Raw genomic sequence first — 17078 nt, 5'->3', positions numbered from 1 at the left:
TAAACATCTTGGAGAATCCTACTTCTAATAGAATCCGAATTATTGATGCTTTGCGAGGTTTTGCCTTGGCTGGTGTATGTCTTGTTCATATGAATGAACAGTATATTGCATCTGCCCCATCCGAAAGCCTTATGGAGGTTACAAACAGTGTTTTTGACCAAATACTAGGGGGAATTATTGGTTTCTTCATTATCGGTAAGTTTTTTGCTTTGTTTTCAATTCTTTTCGGCCTGAGCTTTTTCATACAAATGAATAGTGCCGATAAAAGAAATGAAGACTTTGGTTTACGATTTCTGTGGAGAGCGTTTTTACTTTTTATTATAGGTTATGTTCATCAATTGTTTTATAAAGGTGATATCCTAACCATTTACGCACTACTAGCTCCTTTTCTTATTCCATTTTATCGTTTATCCAATAAGTGGGTGCTTTTGGTTTCTGGATTATTTTTGATTAGTATTCCCAGGTTCATTTCTTATGCGTTCCTGGGCAATGAAAGTGCTTTTGGGCTTTCGCCGGTAATGGATGGAAATAGTGTCACAAATTTAAATTATATAACAACCTTAAAAGAAGGTAGTATTACAGAGGTATTCTCGGTAAATGGAAGCCAGGGAATGCTTCAAAAGATGGACTTTCAAATTGGATTATTTGCCCGATTCTATCTTACATTTGGGTATTTTCTTATTGGCTTATGGCTTGGGAAAATTGGGTTATTTCATAATGTAAAGGAAAAAATACCTTTGGTAAAAAAATGGCTGAAGAGAGGACTCATAGGCTTTGTAATTGCTCTGGTATTAACAGCAGGAATATTTGCACTATCGCCACAACCGGTAGACTTTAATAGTTGGTTACACGTATTAGGGATCAATGCTTATGATTGGTCAAATATTGCGTTAACCGCAATCATTCTTTCGGGCTTTATTCTTCTGTATCAAAAAAAACGAGGGTATCGATTCTTTTCTTTTTTCGAATCATATGGTAGAATGGCATTAACTAATTATGTTTTACAATCTATTGTTGGTACATTTCTTCTTTTTGGATGGGGATTAGGTCTATTGGGAAAGTTACAGACAAGGTATCTTATAATTATAGCTTTCGCACTTATTGCATTACAAGCTATCACAAGTAAGTTATGGTTACAAAGATTCAAATATGGCCCATTCGAGTGGCTATGGAGAAGTGCTACCAAAGGTAAAATCCAAACCTTTAAAAAATAAGGACTATAGTTCTTTTAGATCCGTAGCCGGAATCCATCCTATTTTTCCATCGGCTAATCTGATTTTTTTCCAATCATTTACAGTTTCAGTTACCTTTACCTTGGTTCCTTCATGAAGTTCAAAAACTTCTTCGCTACGTAAATTAGGTTCACTTTTAACGGTAGTTTCTTGAGCGAATATAATAGCGTACTGATTATTTTCTATGTAATTATATTGCTTAAAAGCAAAGAAAACTGCAAATAAACCAATGATCAAGGATATCCAAGAACCCAAAAAAAACAGTCGCTTCTTAGATGATATTCTAGCGGAATAATACAACATAAATAACACTACAAAAAGTGCTACAAAAAGTATAGAAATCCACGCCCACATATCAAAACTAAACATATTAGTAAAACTGTTAACCGTTCTGGAAATTACTCCTTCGGGGATTACATCTATTACATCAATAGTGGCATTATTAGCGAATGCCAGATTGTTCTTTATATCTTCATCGCTAGGTGCTAACTCTAGTGCCTTCTCATAGTAATAAATACTGGAACCAATATTACTCAGTTTATAATTAGCATTTCCCAAATTATAATACAACTCTGCTGATTCCTGACCTTTGTCTAAAATAGATTTATATACATCAATAGCCTGCTGATACTCTTCCTGATTGTATAGCGAATTGGCTTTATCAAACACTTGATCGTTTTGAGCTATGCTCACGATACTCATAAGAAAAACAACTATTCTGACTAAATTCTTCACTACTCTCAATATTTTATAATTGTTTATCAATAGCTGCAATTACTCTAGAGGCCTTATCATAATCTTGTTGCATAGCAGTAGTTGATGATGGAGTATATCTCGCAAATTCACAGCTTTCTAATAGTGCAATAAATTCTATAGAGGTTGTATCCTGCACTTCTCGTTCTTTTAACAAACGCTGGATACGATCTTTACTCATCTCACTGGTTTGGATATGCAGTTTGGCCTTTAGATAGTTATGTAACGCTCGTTCCATTGCAATATAAAATTCCTTTTGATTCCCTAAATTCTTCTTCGCTTCGGATAGATATTTTCGAGCCAGTTTATCCGCTTTACGAACTCTATTTCCACTTACATCACTTAATCGTTCTTCTCTCTTCTTACCAAAGAACAAAAATAACGGAATTGCTAATAAGGGAGCCGTTAGCGCAATCCAATACCCTGTCGACTTAAAAAAGTATGTTTTTTCTATAGGCTGCAGGTTTGCATCAAGTTTTAAAAATCTAAATTGACTTCCGGTTTGTGTTACTGTTCTTTTAGTAGTTCCGGGTGATTCAATATTAGTAACAATACTGCCACTATCAGGTCCGTTCTTTACATTAATTACAATCTCATCTGATGTAATCGTTTTATACGTTTCGGTTTTAAGATCAAAATATGAAAAAGAAATTGGCGGGATCGGATATGTCCCTTTAAACTGAGGTACCAGAGTATATGAATCCGAAATATTTCCTGCCATACCGGTAAGATTGGTTCTTACTCTTTCATTATGTTCTGGTTCGTATTGCTCTAGACCACTAGGAACGCTTAATTTTGGCAAATCAAACAGCTTAAGATTTCCATTACCGGAAACCAGCACTTTTGTTTCTAATGATTCTGTAGCATCTAATGATGTTCTGTTTGGGGTTACTTTAAAATCAAAAGATCCTACTGCTCCGGTAAAATTATCTGGTTTACCCTGCTCCGGCAAAGGTTTAACGTTAATCGTTCTTGTGCCTGCGGCTACTGTTTTGTTGACAGTAGAATAGAGCCTACCTCCAAAAATATCTCGACGGTTTGTAGGAACATCTACAGCAATCGAAAGCGTTAAAGGTTCAATTTCTAACTTACCTGTTTTCTGTGGATATAAAACTGTCTTACCACAAACAACATAATTATAAGGTTCTCCCTTATATTCTCCGCGTTCTACTTTTAATTGCCCAATTTTGATAGACTGACTCCAAAAATCACTGTATTTTGGATTGTCAATTTCCCTCAGATTACTGATTTGTATTCTAGGACTGACATATAACTTGTAAACAACTGTTATTGCTTCATTAAGGTAAGGATTCGTTTTAGACACCTCTGCAACCAAATGAAGATTTTCACTTGCCACGTAGTCTGCATTATTTCCGTCTTTAGGTTTATCTACTGCTGCTGTAACCTCTACTTTTACCGGTAGCGTTTTATATGTCTGTCCGTCTATTTCAATGGTTGCTTGCCCTATCGTAAAACTCCCTCTTTTAGTAGGAGAAAGAAAATAGCTAAATGTTTTGGCATATGATCGTTTACCATTGATCCAAGAATTACTAATAGATTGATTAGGTCCTCCAACGACTGTAAATCCATTGAAACTGGGTTGCGTAAAGTTGTCGCCGTCTTGATTCATCTCAAAATCGACGCGTAACCGCTCGTTTACACCCAGCTTTTTCTTGCTTACCTTAGCTTCAAACTTAACCTGGCCAATACTCAGCTGGGTTATCGCTAAAAATAGTGTAAGAAAAATTAATTTTATTTTCATTTGTCTACCAATCTTTTTCGGTTTTTGTTTTTGCCCCTTGGGCTTTTTTGGCGTTTATCTTATCCTGCACTTTTTTCTCTTCATTATTCATAGCCTCTAACAAACTTTTTACTTGCTGAGGAGATAACTGTCCCTGAACCTGCTGTGGTTGTTTTTTTTGTTCTTCTGGTTTACCGTCACCTTCTTTCTTATCTTCATTTTTATCTTTTCCTTCATCTTTTGGATCTCCTTCTTCATCTTTATTATCTTTTCCTTTTTCATCCTTTTCCTCTTCACCTTCATCTCCTTTTTTCTCTTTATCGTCTTCTCCTTCTTTCTTATCTTCTTTATTCTCGCCTTCTTTACTATCCTTATTCTCCTTATCTTTATTTTCGTCTTTGTTCTCGTCCTTATTGTCCTTGTCGCCTCCTTTATCCTCGTTTTTTTGTTTTTCTAATAACTGCTTTGCTAATGCGAGATTATATCTGGTTTCATCATCTGCAGGATTATTGCGTAAGGCATTTTTGTAGGCTTCTACAGCTTCTTTATATTTCTTTTGTTCCATATAGGTATTTCCCTGATTATGGAATGCTTTGTGCTTTTCTGTTTTTGATGTAGCGGTTTTAGCAGCTTCGGTATAACGTTGATTAGCCTCATTATATTTTTCAGTATTGTAGTAAGCATTTGCTAAATTATACTTAGCTGTAGCATCTACCGGATTCTTAGAAATGGCTTTTCTATACTCCCCTTCAGCCTTTGGAAAATTACCATCCTTTACCAATACCTCGTTCCCAGTTGCTACATATTGGTTGGCTTCTGCAATAATTTCTGCTCTATCTTCATCTTCTTGAGAAAACATAATTCCCAATTGGAAGCAAAACAATATGATTAGTAAATTTTTCATAACGTCTTTATTTTTCAAAAAACCTATTGTTCGTTAAATAAGTTTAATTTTTTAACCCAAGATGTTTTCCTTTCTAACAAGAAAATATCTAGAAACAGCAACAGCAAACCAGCACCCAAGAACCATTGAAATTGATCCTTGAAATCTGCAAATTGCTTTGCTTCAAATTCCTTTTTGTCCATGCCTTGCAACAATTCGGTAACATTGTCTACCACAGCACTTGTACTAGTACCATCAATGTATGTGCCATTTGCCTGATTAGCAATTTCCTGTAAAATTGTCGTATTTAACTTGGTAATGACGGTTTCACCCTGACTATTTTTCTTATAATTTTGTATAATTCCATTACGTTTTATTGGAATAGGCCCTCCTTTTGTAGTTCCAACACCGATCGTAAATATTCTTATACCTTCTTCTGCAGCAGCTTCTGCCATCGACTCTACATTGCCTTCATGATCCTCTCCATCACTAATAATAAATAATACTCTATTCGTTTGCTCCTCATCATCATAATATGTTTTTGCCAATTCTATAGCTTCATTGATAGCTGTACCTTGTGAGGAAAGCATGTCTGTATTCATCGACTGTAAAAACATCTTTGCTGAGCCATAATCTGTTGTAATCGGTAATTGCGGAAATGCACTCGCTGCATAAGCAATAATACCAACGCGATCACTGGCTAAATTATTAATAATCTGAGTTACTAATTGTTTAGACTTCTCGAGTCTGTTAGGCGCAATATCTTCTGCCAGCATACTTTTTGACACATCAATCGCAAATACTACATCAACACCTTCTCTTTTTACAGTCTCTAGTTTAGTGCCAACTTTAGGGTTTACAAGTGCGATAACAAAACAGGCCAAAGCTAAGCTTATCAAAATAACCTTTAGTATAGATTTAAAAACAGATTGGTTGGGACTCAACTTCTTCAACAAATCTTTATCAGCAAATTTTTTCTGTGTTGTTTTTTTCCAGATTAAGACACCCAAAAACAATAGTATTAATATTGGTACTACCAATAACAACCAGAAATATATTTTTTCTTCTAGTAAGTACATTTTTATTACTTTATACTTTCTTACTTCTTTATTTTTAATGCAAACGCATTTATTCTTTCTTTTGCTTCTAAAGACAACTCATTATCAACTACAGGTGTGTGAATATCACCCAGATAATCCATTCCTAAATACGCTGCACTCCTTGAAAAAGGAAGATGAAACTCTTCTACTCTATCATCATCATTACTACAACTCATCATTGCCATTTCTTTTCCTCTAAGCATCCGACCAAAATCCTTCTCTTTGTATAAATAATCTGAAATTCTGTCTAAAAACACCTTCATAATTCCGCTCATTGTATACCAATATACAGGTGTTGCCAACACTATTGTTTGATAATTATGAACTATGTTTTTAAAAATTACCTCAAAATCATCTTCGTTTTTGAACTCATAATCGAAATAATGAATCTCTCTTTGGTTAAGATCCACAAGATCGAACCCTGTAATCTCCTTTAAATATGAAACTACCGTATTTGTATCTCCATTGCTTCTAGAGCTTCCTTGAATTATGATTCCCTTTTTCAAATAGTATATTTTTTTTTAGACCAGATTAGGTTTTGAAAACCATAGGGTCTTATTAGTTATTAAACAAAGCTTCTAAACACGGTAACCCTTAATAAGAACTCTACTAGCAGCAATAAACCTGCGAACAAAACCAATGGCCTGAATTTTTCTTCATAATTGTAGAATTTAAATTCTTCTACATCTGTTTTTTCCAGTTTATCGATTTCTTCGTATATCTGTTCTAATTTTTTATTGTTAGTCGCTCTAAAGTATTTTCCTTTAGTAACTTTGGCTATCTCCTTTAATAATTCCTCATCGATTTCGACTCTAACATTTCCGTATTGAAATGTTCCATTAGGTCTTATTGCAACTGGAGATAATGCCATTCCGTTAGTTCCAATACCAATCGTATAGGTTTTAATACCATATTCTACAGCAAGTTCTGATGCGATTTTAGGGTCTATAAAACCTGCGTTATTAGAACCATCGGTAAGTAAGATGATCACTTTACTTTTTGCTTTACTGTCCTTTAATCTATTAACAGAAGTCGCAAGTCCCATTCCAATGGCGGTTCCGTTTTCTAACAAATTATCATACACCGTTTCTTTTAACGCGCTAAGCACAATTGCTTTATCACTGGTTATTGGTGTCTTTGTAAAACTCTCTCCTGCATACATCACTAATCCAATTCTATCATTAGGTCTCCCTTGGATAAACTCTGCCGCTACTTCTTTTAAGGCTTCTAAACGATTAGGTCTTAAATCTCTGGCTAGCATACTTGCAGATACATCTATTGCCATAACGATATCGATTCCTCGTGTTGTTTTAGTTTTGGTAGACACATCTACCGTTCTGGGTCGCGCCATAGCAGTAACGATTAGTGCTAATGCTATTAATCTCAATAAAAATACTATTGGTTTTAACCTAGCCAACCAGCTGCCAGATACTTGGAATCCCTTAATACTAGAAATCTTAAGTTCTGCCTGTTGTTTATTTCGTTTCCATATATACCAGGCGATCGCTAATGGTAATATTAAAAACAACCAAAAAAACTGTGGATTCTCAAATGTGAAATTTTCAAACATAGCTATTTGGCATTTTTAAGTTCAACCGAGTTAATAATGCGCTGTGCAACATCCTTAGCGTACCGGTCTTCTTGATTATACACTACCATAATCTGCTGAAACCCTCCATTTTCTGCAAAATTCAGCATCAAATAATCACTTTTTTGGTCTTTTTTACTCACCGGATTTGTTACTTCAAGACTTCCAAATACCTTTACTCCTTTTGCTCCTCCTAAAGTTTCATATTCTTCATCCTTCACTGTAATATTTTTGGCACCTTGTGATTCAAAATTACCTACAACACCTTCTACTATTTTACTGAGGTCAACTTCGGTTTGTTGGTTATACTGTATCGTAGAAACGGTGATATAAAAGTTAGCTATCAAGCTTCCGTAAACAAAGGTTTCATTCCCTTTGAGTATTTGTTTTTGCTCTTCGGTTAGCTGAAAGTTGTTCCTTATCAACACTTTTGGTGTAGAAACAGTTACCGGTGGAGAACCATACGCACTACTAATCCATTCTGTTTCTGCTAATTCTTTTGTTGGGTGTCCTAATAGTGAATCCTTAACAACATCATACCCTTTTACAATAATAAACACCGTTAATGTTATCACTATGATCCCAACACCCGCTAGGCTTCCGAAAATAATTTTTCTTCGCAATTTCTTTTCTGCGACTGCTTTTCTATATTCTTCGTCTGCCAGTAATTCTTCTTCTGTTGGTTCGGGGATCGCATTTTTGGTTTCGTTAATAACACGCTCGATTACATTTCGGTCCGCTTTTGCCGTACCAATATCAGGTTTGGACTTTGCGAACTTAGCCATATCTGCGGTTTTTAATACAGCTTTAAGTTCTTCAATCGTGTTTTTATCCAAATTTAACGCTCCTGTTTTTATTTCTTCATCCAGACGTGCAATAAGTTCATCAGTTGTACTCTCCATAGCGTGATCATAGACTTCTTCGTCAATATACTTACGTGCCGTATCACTTAATTGCGAATAATATTCTTTGTGAGAATCCTGTTCTAATAGATGAGAAGCATCGATTCTTTGCAGCGCTAAAATTGCTCTTTCATAAGGTGGTAACTCTTCTTCTTTTGCTTCTTTTCTTTTTTTCCTCCTAAAAAGTAAGAAAACAATTAATCCAATTAATGCTAAAGGGATCAAAATCCACCAGATATACTTTTTCCAGTTAAACAATCTTGCATCTACATCTACCAAAGGTTTGATTTCATACATCTTCTGCTTTGTAGTGTCCACCAGTATATCACGAACTTCAACTTTTAAAGAATCGGTAAAAAATACCTGATCACCAATCATCACTTTTTGTCTGGGAATCGTATAATATCCTGAATCGAATTGTGTAAGCGCATATTCCTTTATTAAATTAAATCGATTACCATTCTTAGTGGTATCGGTCTTATAAGACTCAATCACTTCGAGAGGTAAAAAAGTCTGTCCTTCTGGAAAAACAACAATTTGCGTAGAATCTGCTTCTACAAGCATTTTATATCTGATTTCTTCTCCAATCCGAATAGAGGTTGAGTCGATATTTGCAGAAACCTGACCAAAAACGCCCGATCCCCAAAGAGGTAGTAGGAAATAAACACAAAATCTTAAGATTCGATTTATTTGTAATCTATATATATCTAGTAATTCGTAGTTCTTCATTCTTAATTCTCCCCTATCCTCTTCGTTTAAAATAACCTAACAATTTTTTAACGTAACTCTCATCCACACGACTACTAAGAGATCCTGCTCCGCTTCTGGTAAAGCTATCCCTAAAGTAATCCACTCTTTCTTGATAGTATTTGGTGTAATTCATTCTCATTTTTTTGGAACCTGTATTTACCAATAATAGTTCCCCCGTTTCTTCATCTTCCATCTGCACCATTCCTAAATTAGGAATTTCTTCTTCTCGCTGATCATAGACCCTAATGCCGGTAACATCGTGCTTTCCTCCAACAATTTTCAACGTTTGTTGATAATCATCAGTTATAAAGTCAGAGAGCATAAATACTATCGCTTTTTTCTTCATCACATTAGACAAAAATTTAAGAGCCTCTGTAATATCCGTTTTTTTACTCTTAGGTTCGTGTTCTAACAGTTCTCTGATAATCCTAAGGACGTGAGATCTTCCTTTTTTTGGAGGAATAAATAATTCAATCTCATCGGTAAACAAGATCAATCCAATTTTATCGTTATTCTGAGTTGCCGAAAAAGCCAACGTTGCGGCAATCTCTGTGATGATTTCTTTTTTAAACTGCTGTTTAGTTCCAAACAACTGTGATCCTGAAACGTCTACCATCAACATCATAGTCAATTCGCGTTCCTCTTCAAAAACTTTGATATAAGGTTCGTTATAACGAGCAGTTACGTTCCAATCTATATTACGAACATCATCTCCAAACTGATATTGGCGCACCTCGCTAAATGTCATACCACGTCCTTTGAAAGTAGAGTGGTATTCTCCACCAAATATATGGTCACTCAAGCGCCTGGTCTTGATCTCAATTTTTCGAACTTTTTTTAGTAACTCTTTGGTATCCATTATACTGATTTACGATTGACGATTTAATAAATGACGATTAAGAATTACAGAAATCCAAAATCGTAATTCGAAAATCCAAAATCTCTATGGTACTTCAATCTCGTTTACAATCTTATTTATGATATCTTCTGAAGTTACATTTTCAGCCTCAGCTTCATAGGTAATCCCGATACGATGACGCAATACATCGTGTACTACAGCACGAACATCTTCTGGAATCACATATCCTCTCCTTTTTATAAATGCAAAACATTTAGCCGCGGTAGCCATGTTAATACTTCCCCTTGGAGAAGCACCAAAACTGATTAACGGTTTTAACTCTTCCAGTCCATATTTTTCAGGGAAACGAGTCGCAAAAATAATATCAAGAATATATTTTTCAATCTTTTCGTCCATATACACTTCTCTTACGGCTTTCTGAGCAGTAAGAATCTGTTCTACAGAAACTACTGGATTTACTTTTTCAAAAGAACCTTTTAGATTTGCACGAACGATTAGTTGCTCTTCTTCTAACTTAGGATAATCTATCACTGTTTTTAGCATAAAACGGTCTACCTGTGCTTCCGGTAAAGGATATGTCCCTTCTTGCTCTACAGGATTCTGAGTTGCCATTACTAAAAATGGTTTGTCTAAAACAAAGGTTTCATCACCAATCGTAACCTGCTTTTCTTGCATTGCTTCTAACAATGCACTCTGCACCTTTGCAGGAGCACGGTTGATCTCATCTGCAAGCACGAAATTGGCGAAAATAGGCCCTTTTTTGATCGAGAAATCATTCTCTTTCATATTAAAGATCAAAGTCCCTACAACATCTGCAGGTAATAAATCCGGCGTAAACTGAATACGACTAAAACTTCCGTGTACAGCTTTTGCTAGGGTGTTTATCGCCAATGTTTTTGCCAATCCAGGAACACCTTCTAACAAAATATGTCCCTGTCCAAGCAATCCAATTAGCAATCGTTCTACCATATGTTTCTGGCCTACGATTACTTTGTTCATCTCTAACGTAAGTAAATCTACAAATGCAGATTCTTTCTGTATTTTCTCATTGATTGAAGCAATATCAATAGAACTATTTTCTTCCATCTATTCTTTTTTTTAAAGCCGTGAATTTAGCATTCATATCTCAGCATTGCAAATTGTTAAAATATTTTTCTTTTTGTTGTTAATTATAGGTTAAATGTATCCTCTAAAAATACGCTTACGCCCAAATTTTACAGTATATTTAGATCTTTTTACTGATAAAAACGGACGTAACAATTTTCATCGGCTTTCGCGATGATGTTAATAAAAGACGAAAGCCTTTTTATTATGTTGCAAAAATGTTAGTCTAAAAGAAAAAAATCTATAATTTCAAGATAATGAAAACAGCTTTAATTACAGGAGCAACTAGTGGAATTGGAAAATCGACTGCTTATGAATTTGCTAAACATGGTATAAACCTCATACTTTGTGGTAGAAGACAAGATCGTCTAAGCAAATTACAAAATGAACTCAATAAAACTGTCAAAGTTCATACACTATGTTTTGATGTTAGGGATAAAGAAAGTGTTTTTAAAAATATAGATAGCCTTCCGCAAGAATTTAGTGCTATTGACATATTGGTTAATAATGCCGGTAATGCACACGGTCTTGATCCTATTCAGACAGGAAGTCTAGAGGATTGGGATGCTATGTTAGATATTAATGTAAAAGGATTATTATATGTTTCCAAAGCAATAATCCCTAAAATGATTTCTCAAAAATCAGGTCATATTATCAATATTGGTTCTATTGCCGGAAAAGAAGTATACCCTAACGGAAATGTGTATTGTGCCAGTAAACATGCAGTTGATGCTATCAATAAAGGAATGCAGATAGATCTTAATCAATATGGAATACGCGTTGGCGCAATCCATCCTGGATTAGTAGAAACAGAGTTTAGCAATGTGAGATTCAAAGGAGACGATGAAAGAGCTGATACTGTTTACGATGGTTTTGATCCATTACGACCAGAGGACATTGCTGATATTATCACTTTTGTAGTCACTAGACCCTATCACGTAAATATTGCAGACCTTGTGGTTTTCCCAACAGCACAAGCGAACAGTACTATTGTAAATAAAAATATTTAGTATTGTTTATTTTTATTATTTATTTTTATTGCTAATTAAAGTATATGGCTCATTACAAATCGTTTGAACAGCTAGAAATCTATCAACTAGCTAGAATTCTTTGTGATGAAATTTGGGGATTAATAGTTTCTACACCTCTTGGGAAAGATTATAAACTACGTGAACAGATAAACGGATCATCAGGATCTATTATGGACAATATTGCTGAAGGTTTTGGTCGTGGGGGAAACAGAGAGTTTATTAATTTTTTGAGTTACGCAAAAGGCTCTTGCTCAGAAACTGAGGCTCAACTTCAAAGAGCTTATGATAGAAAACACATAACAGAACAAGAGTGCCAATTATTATCAAAAAAACGCAGGAATTAATTGATCAAATAGCAAAATTTATTAATTATTTAAAAAAATCTAATAGAAAAGGGCCGAAGTTTGATTAATAGACAATAAAAATAAAAAATAACTAATAAAAGTGATTAATAAACGGCTTTTAATAAAAAATCTTTTAGCACATAATGACGAGAACAGTTTTTATGACAAAAAGCGTAAGCTTAATATTGGCGAAAAAGAAGGGAAAGCTAAGTTCCTGAAGCATATCTGCGCACTTTCTAATTCTAACCCCAAAAACAATTCTTATATCGTTATCGGAGTTGAAGATGAAGATAATCAAATTATAGGTGTTGATTTTTTTGATGACAGCAAAATTCAAAATTTGGTAAATGCCTATCTTTCTAACCCTCCAATAGTAGCCTACGAAAACATCCCTTTTCCTCATTTACCTAGTGATAAAGTAGTAGGATTGGTTTCCATACGGTCTCAGGAAGGAAAATTATGTTCTCTTCGTAAGAATATATGGAAATATTATGGTGGCACTGTATTTTTTAGAGATGGTAGTATCAGCATGCCCAAAGTGTTTGATATTGAAATCAAAGATGTGAATTCTGAAATTGTAGAATCTATAGAAAGTCATGCGCAAAACAATATTGAATTGACTTTAGATGGTGTTTTTGATTTTATGAATTCCAGAAAAGACTATAATCCTAATTATAAAGTTTTTAAAGAGTATTTTGTGGTCTGTTGGTCAGCAAAAGAGAAAGAAGTAAAAGATAAAACATATTACTCCAGAGTAGATATCGCGTTGATCAATGAACAAGTAAAACTATTCTATTCTCAATTTGATGAAGTTAGTATTTCTATTACTGATGAAGAATTTAAAATTATAGAGTATGTGCAACTAGGTTTACAGGATACTTATGATTATTACCCTTTAGAAGAAGTCACTATTAAGTTTAAGAACAATGTAAGTTACGATATTGAGAGTAAGCTGCTGTTTGAACCTCCCCAATTTGACCGAAAAACTTTATATCATTTATATAATAGTAATAATGCATTGATAGAAAAACTAAAGAAAAAAATGCCGCTTACAAAAAACGATCAAAAAGATCTGTTAAATCTACCTATAACGTATCTTTTATGTTATTTCAATGATTTTAGCGAAGCAAAAGATAAGTTAGAAGAAGCTAAACCCTACTTGCAAAGTTATCCTGATGATAAAGTATATTCACTGTACAAAGAAAGCATACGTATTCTAAGAAAAATAAGATACAGCTAAATGATCAACCAAACATTATTAACAGACAGCTATTAAATGAGTATGAAGAGAACTCTTGTTATTGGAGATATGCATGGAGCCTTAAAAGCTCTGAAACAATTAATTAAGAAAGCACAAATAACTACAAAGGATACGATCATTTTTTTGGGTGATTATGTCGATGGCTGGAGTGATAGCGCTGCACTGGTGTCTTTTCTGATGGAATTAAAAGAAACTCATCATTGCATCTTTATCCGTGGTAATCATGATGAACTCTGTTATACTTGGTTAACCGAAAAAAAACACAATCCAGAATGGATAATACACGGAGGACAGGCAACCATTGATTCTTATAATAAATTATCAAAAGAAGAAATTAAAGATCATCTTGCCTTTTATGAGAATCTTACCAATTACTACATCGATGATCATAACCGTTTATTCTTACACGCCGGTTTTACCAATCTCCATGGACCTCATCGAGAGTATTTCAGTAAACTATTTTACTGGGACCGAACCTTATGGGAAACTGCGCTGTCTATAGACCCTAAACTCAAGAAAACAGATCTTACTTACCCCAAACGATTGTTACTTTTTGACGAAATCTATATTGGTCATACACCAGTTACCAGAATTCATAAAACAATCCCGGTGAATGCCGCTTGTATTTGGAATATTGATACCGGAGCCGCCTTTAAGGGACCGCTTACAGCTATGAATATAGATACCAAAGAATTTTGGCAAAGTGATCCGGTTTACCAGTTATATCCCGACGAAAATGGAAGAAATCAATAGTTAAAAATCGCTCTAAAAGGCGATTTTTTTTATGGGATATGTTTACCTGATCCGAAAATTAAGCACCAATGATAAATCATAAAAATGACTAAATCATCTCCAGGTATGAAAAAGCTCTCCCTAATCATCACAACTTTTGTTATCAGTTCCATAACTGCCCAAAACAATTGTAGTCCATATTATCCTTCAAAAGAAGGAACTACGGTCACTATGCATCACTTTAATCATAAAAACAAACTAACCTCTAAAACAAGTTATGAGGTTTTGGATGTCAACTCTTCAGGATCCGAATCTAAGATTACCATGAGTATGTTTCTCAGCGATGCCAAAAAACAAAAAACCATTACAGAAGCAACGTTTACAATTACTTGTAATGGAGGCACTACATCCTTGGATCCAGAATCCATAATATCGCCAAAACTGTTTAGTCAATACAAGGACATGGAATATAGTATTGAAGGGAAAGGTATTGATATTCCTAACTCACTCTCTGTCGGACAAGAATTACCAGATGGCCAAGTATCTATGTCTGTTGATGCTGGTGTAATGAGTATAGATATGACTGTAGATCTTATAAACCGCAAGGTAGTTTCCAAAGAAACCATAACTACTCCAGCGGGTTCGTTTGACTGCTACCTCATTACCTACACCAATGAAACCAGTATGAGCATGGGGATGAAGCAAACCTTTTATGTAAAACAATGGATTACAAAAGGTATTGGTCTAGTGCAACAAGAAACTACAAAAACGAATGGAAAATTAATGAGTAAATCTATTTTAGCTAGATTGCAATAAAAGCCTTTGTAAACTTTTTATTAAAGAGAATTCATTTTAAATGATTCTCTTTAATAAATCTAGCTATTTTGTTTTTACACGGACACTACTTCATCCTCATCCAAGAGTTCTTCTTGTCGTAGTCTTAACAAAATTTGAGCGACAGCAACGGTATCTTTTTCGCAGTAAATTACAATACGATCTATGTCTTTTTCTTCATAATATACTTGTCGTACCTGACTCCCATCGATGTCATCTTTTGGAGAAGGGATTCCTAATATATTGGTAAGCAATTTTAATGATGTATAGTGTTTATAGTCTCCGAATTTCCATAAATCTAAGGTGTCTAAATGTGGGACGTCCCAAGGTTTTTTACCGAAAAGATTAAGTTTAAATGGCAGACTGATATTGTGGATAATCATTCTCCTGGCTATATAAGGAAAATCAAATTCTTTACCGTTATGAGCGCATAATAAATGATGTGGTTGGTTAAAATGAGTTTCTAACAGGTTTTTAAAATCTATCAACAGTTGTTTCTCTTCCCCAAAAAAAGAAGTAGTTCTAAAAGATCTTGTTTCTCCTTTAAACGCAAAATATCCCACAGATATACACACAATTTTTCCAAATTCTGCCCAGATACCAGCTCGATCATAAAACTCTTCCGGAGAAAATTCTTCTTTACGCTGATATTTGGTTTTATCAGCCCATAGATATTTCATTTCATCCGTGAGATTATCAAAATTCTCCTGCTCTGGGACTGTTTCTATATCCAAAAACAGGATATGTTCTAAGTTAATTTTATGAAGCATTCTCTAACATTTTATAAGCTTCTTCGATATACACAAAGAAATCTTCACTAAACGAACCTTGTGGTCCTCCTCTATGATGTCCTAAACGTACAATAATCACATCATCCTCTGGAATACTAATTACGTATTGCCCTAAAATACCTCTCATTACAAAAATCTTTTTATCCAAATGATCGGATAACCAAAACCCATATCCGTACATATCATCATTCTCAAAACGTTTTTGGGTAGCAATTTTTGTAAACGCTTCTGGTAATATTTGCTTTCCGGCAAACTTTCCGGCATTTTTAAACAGCACTCCAAAACGAGCAAAATCTCTTGCGTTACTGGCAATACAGCAATACGATTTTTCCATCCCATTTTCCTCGCTATCTACCTGCCATAAAGCATCTTGCTCCATACCCATTGGTTTCCAGAAACTCTCACTTAGATATTGTGACAACGTTTTACCGGTTGCTTTCTCAACTACCATTCCTAATAATTGAGTATTTCCGCTTAGGTATGTAAACTCTTTTCCAGGTTCATCCACAAAATCTAATCCTTTCATTACTTCTCGAAGATCAGGATCATAATAGGCTCTTGCTGTTATTGAAAAAGGACTGGTGTAATGTTCTGTCCAGTTTAATCCCGATGCCATAGATGAGAGATCTCCAACAGTTACTTTGGCGGCTAATCCGGTAGAAAATGTGGGTAAAAAATCTCCTATCGGTTGATCCAAGCTTTTAATATATCCATCCATAATAGCTTTCCCTAATAAAGCTGTAGTGATACTTTTTGCCATAGAAAAAGAATTCGTTTTAGATTCAATTCCATAACCTTCAGCATAGTTTTCATACCAAATGCTATCATTCTTGATAATCATAAATGCCACGGTTCCCATGGCTTCATTAATGGCATTCAGTCTTTCAGTAGCGGTTGTTGTATTATAATCAGCATGTAAATTCCAGGGAATCGGATTATCGCCCTTTTCTATTGTATGATTATCAAAATATGTATAATCATCTATATACGCAGTGGTGTGCCCCGTCATATATACGACACGCACTCCTTTTAGGATATAATCATAATCAAAAATGTACAACAGAATAACACAAAGTAAGATGATACCAACGAGGCCTTTCAGAATTTTTTTGATAATTTTCATATGCTAATTTAGAATTTTAACGCTCTAAGGTATGAAAATAAATTTTCGCG

Annotated in this window: 17 protein-coding genes; 6 read left to right on the top strand and 11 right to left on the bottom strand. The window is 34.6% G+C overall.

All coding sequences use genetic code 11. The features are described 5' to 3' along the window. The first annotated feature begins 8 nt into the window (after nucleotides 1-8). The gene (locus ACFSR1_RS13560; RefSeq protein WP_378293356.1) at nucleotides 9-1214 is read left to right on the top strand and encodes a DUF418 domain-containing protein; all 1206 of its coding nucleotides are present in this window, start codon (nucleotides 9-11) and stop codon (nucleotides 1212-1214) included. 3 nt (nucleotides 1215-1217) lie between these two features. Here the strand turns inward: ACFSR1_RS13560 and ACFSR1_RS13555 are convergent, their stop codons facing one another. The 9 genes from ACFSR1_RS13555 to ACFSR1_RS13515 all read right to left on the bottom strand — a co-directional run bounded on the left by ACFSR1_RS13555 (nucleotide 1218) and on the right by ACFSR1_RS13515 (nucleotide 10894). Further along, on the bottom strand, nucleotides 1218-1967 hold the full coding sequence (locus ACFSR1_RS13555; RefSeq protein ID WP_378293355.1) for a tetratricopeptide repeat protein: 750 nt from the start codon (nucleotides 1965-1967) through the stop codon (nucleotides 1218-1220). Nucleotides 1968-1980: 13 nt separating this feature from the next. Beyond that, nucleotides 1981-3747, bottom strand: coding sequence for a BatD family protein (locus ACFSR1_RS13550; protein ID WP_378293353.1), 1767 nt, complete (start codon nucleotides 3745-3747; stop codon nucleotides 1981-1983). Nucleotides 3748-3751: 4 nt separating this feature from the next. Further along, complete coding sequence (locus tag ACFSR1_RS13545) at nucleotides 3752-4630, bottom strand: tetratricopeptide repeat protein (RefSeq protein WP_378293351.1); 879 nt, start codon at nucleotides 4628-4630, stop codon at nucleotides 3752-3754. A 23-nt stretch (nucleotides 4631-4653) separates the two neighbouring features. Then, nucleotides 4654-5688, bottom strand: a complete 1035-nt coding sequence (locus ACFSR1_RS13540) for a VWA domain-containing protein (RefSeq protein WP_378293349.1) — start codon at nucleotides 5686-5688, stop codon at nucleotides 4654-4656. Nucleotides 5689-5708: 20 nt separating this feature from the next. Then, the gene (locus ACFSR1_RS13535) at nucleotides 5709-6215 is read right to left on the bottom strand and encodes a flavodoxin family protein (RefSeq protein ID WP_378293347.1); all 507 of its coding nucleotides are present in this window, start codon (nucleotides 6213-6215) and stop codon (nucleotides 5709-5711) included. Nucleotides 6216-6274: 59 nt separating this feature from the next. Further along, nucleotides 6275-7279, bottom strand: coding sequence for a vWA domain-containing protein (locus ACFSR1_RS13530; RefSeq protein ID WP_378293345.1), 1005 nt, complete (start codon nucleotides 7277-7279; stop codon nucleotides 6275-6277). Nucleotides 7280-7281: 2 nt separating this feature from the next. Continuing rightward, nucleotides 7282-8928 carry a DUF4381 domain-containing protein gene (locus tag ACFSR1_RS13525; protein ID WP_378293343.1) on the bottom strand — a complete coding sequence of 549 codons (1647 nt, stop codon included), beginning with the start codon at nucleotides 8926-8928 and terminating at the stop codon, nucleotides 7282-7284. Between the two features lie 13 nt (nucleotides 8929-8941). Beyond that, nucleotides 8942-9808 carry a DUF58 domain-containing protein gene (locus ACFSR1_RS13520; protein WP_378293341.1) on the bottom strand — a complete coding sequence of 289 codons (867 nt, stop codon included), beginning with the start codon at nucleotides 9806-9808 and terminating at the stop codon, nucleotides 8942-8944. 84 nt (nucleotides 9809-9892) lie between these two features. Then, nucleotides 9893-10894 (bottom strand): AAA family ATPase, encoded by a 1002-nt coding sequence (locus tag ACFSR1_RS13515; protein WP_378180518.1) that lies wholly within the window; start codon nucleotides 10892-10894, stop codon nucleotides 9893-9895. Nucleotides 10895-11169: 275 nt separating this feature from the next. Between ACFSR1_RS13515 and ACFSR1_RS13510 the strand changes: the two genes are divergently transcribed. From ACFSR1_RS13510 to ACFSR1_RS13490, 5 genes are all read left to right on the top strand, one after another. Further along, nucleotides 11170-11922 carry an SDR family NAD(P)-dependent oxidoreductase gene (locus ACFSR1_RS13510; RefSeq protein ID WP_378293339.1) on the top strand — a complete coding sequence of 251 codons (753 nt, stop codon included), beginning with the start codon at nucleotides 11170-11172 and terminating at the stop codon, nucleotides 11920-11922. A 44-nt stretch (nucleotides 11923-11966) separates the two neighbouring features. Then, on the top strand, nucleotides 11967-12287 hold the full coding sequence (locus ACFSR1_RS13505) for a four helix bundle protein (protein ID WP_378293337.1): 321 nt from the start codon (nucleotides 11967-11969) through the stop codon (nucleotides 12285-12287). Nucleotides 12288-12387: 100 nt separating this feature from the next. After that, nucleotides 12388-13527 (top strand): ATP-binding protein, encoded by a 1140-nt coding sequence (locus ACFSR1_RS13500; RefSeq protein ID WP_378293335.1) that lies wholly within the window; start codon nucleotides 12388-12390, stop codon nucleotides 13525-13527. 36 nt (nucleotides 13528-13563) lie between these two features. Then, nucleotides 13564-14301 carry a metallophosphoesterase gene (locus ACFSR1_RS13495; RefSeq protein WP_378293333.1) on the top strand — a complete coding sequence of 246 codons (738 nt, stop codon included), beginning with the start codon at nucleotides 13564-13566 and terminating at the stop codon, nucleotides 14299-14301. A gap of 105 nt (nucleotides 14302-14406) precedes the next feature. Continuing rightward, on the top strand, nucleotides 14407-15096 hold the full coding sequence (locus ACFSR1_RS13490) for a TapB family protein (RefSeq protein WP_378293331.1): 690 nt from the start codon (nucleotides 14407-14409) through the stop codon (nucleotides 15094-15096). A gap of 74 nt (nucleotides 15097-15170) precedes the next feature. On the opposite strand, the gene ACFSR1_RS13485 is transcribed toward ACFSR1_RS13490, so the two are convergent. Together ACFSR1_RS13485 and ACFSR1_RS13480 are read right to left on the bottom strand one after the other, a co-directional pair. Beyond that, nucleotides 15171-15884, bottom strand: a complete 714-nt coding sequence (locus ACFSR1_RS13485) for a 3'-5' exonuclease (protein ID WP_378293329.1) — start codon at nucleotides 15882-15884, stop codon at nucleotides 15171-15173. Continuing rightward, nucleotides 15874-17028: a serine hydrolase domain-containing protein gene (locus ACFSR1_RS13480; protein ID WP_378293327.1), complete on the bottom strand. Its 1155-nt coding sequence runs from the start codon at nucleotides 17026-17028 to the stop codon at nucleotides 15874-15876. The genes ACFSR1_RS13485 and ACFSR1_RS13480 overlap by 11 nt, the downstream gene beginning before the upstream one ends. Between the last annotated feature and the right edge of the window lie 50 nt (nucleotides 17029-17078).

It is taken from the genome of Aquimarina rubra (genome assembly GCF_042684305.1).
Classification (GTDB): domain Bacteria; phylum Bacteroidota; class Bacteroidia; order Flavobacteriales; family Flavobacteriaceae; genus Aquimarina; species Aquimarina rubra.
Note: the sequence above shows the minus strand (reverse complement) of the source record. Positions and strands in the feature narration are given on the sequence as shown.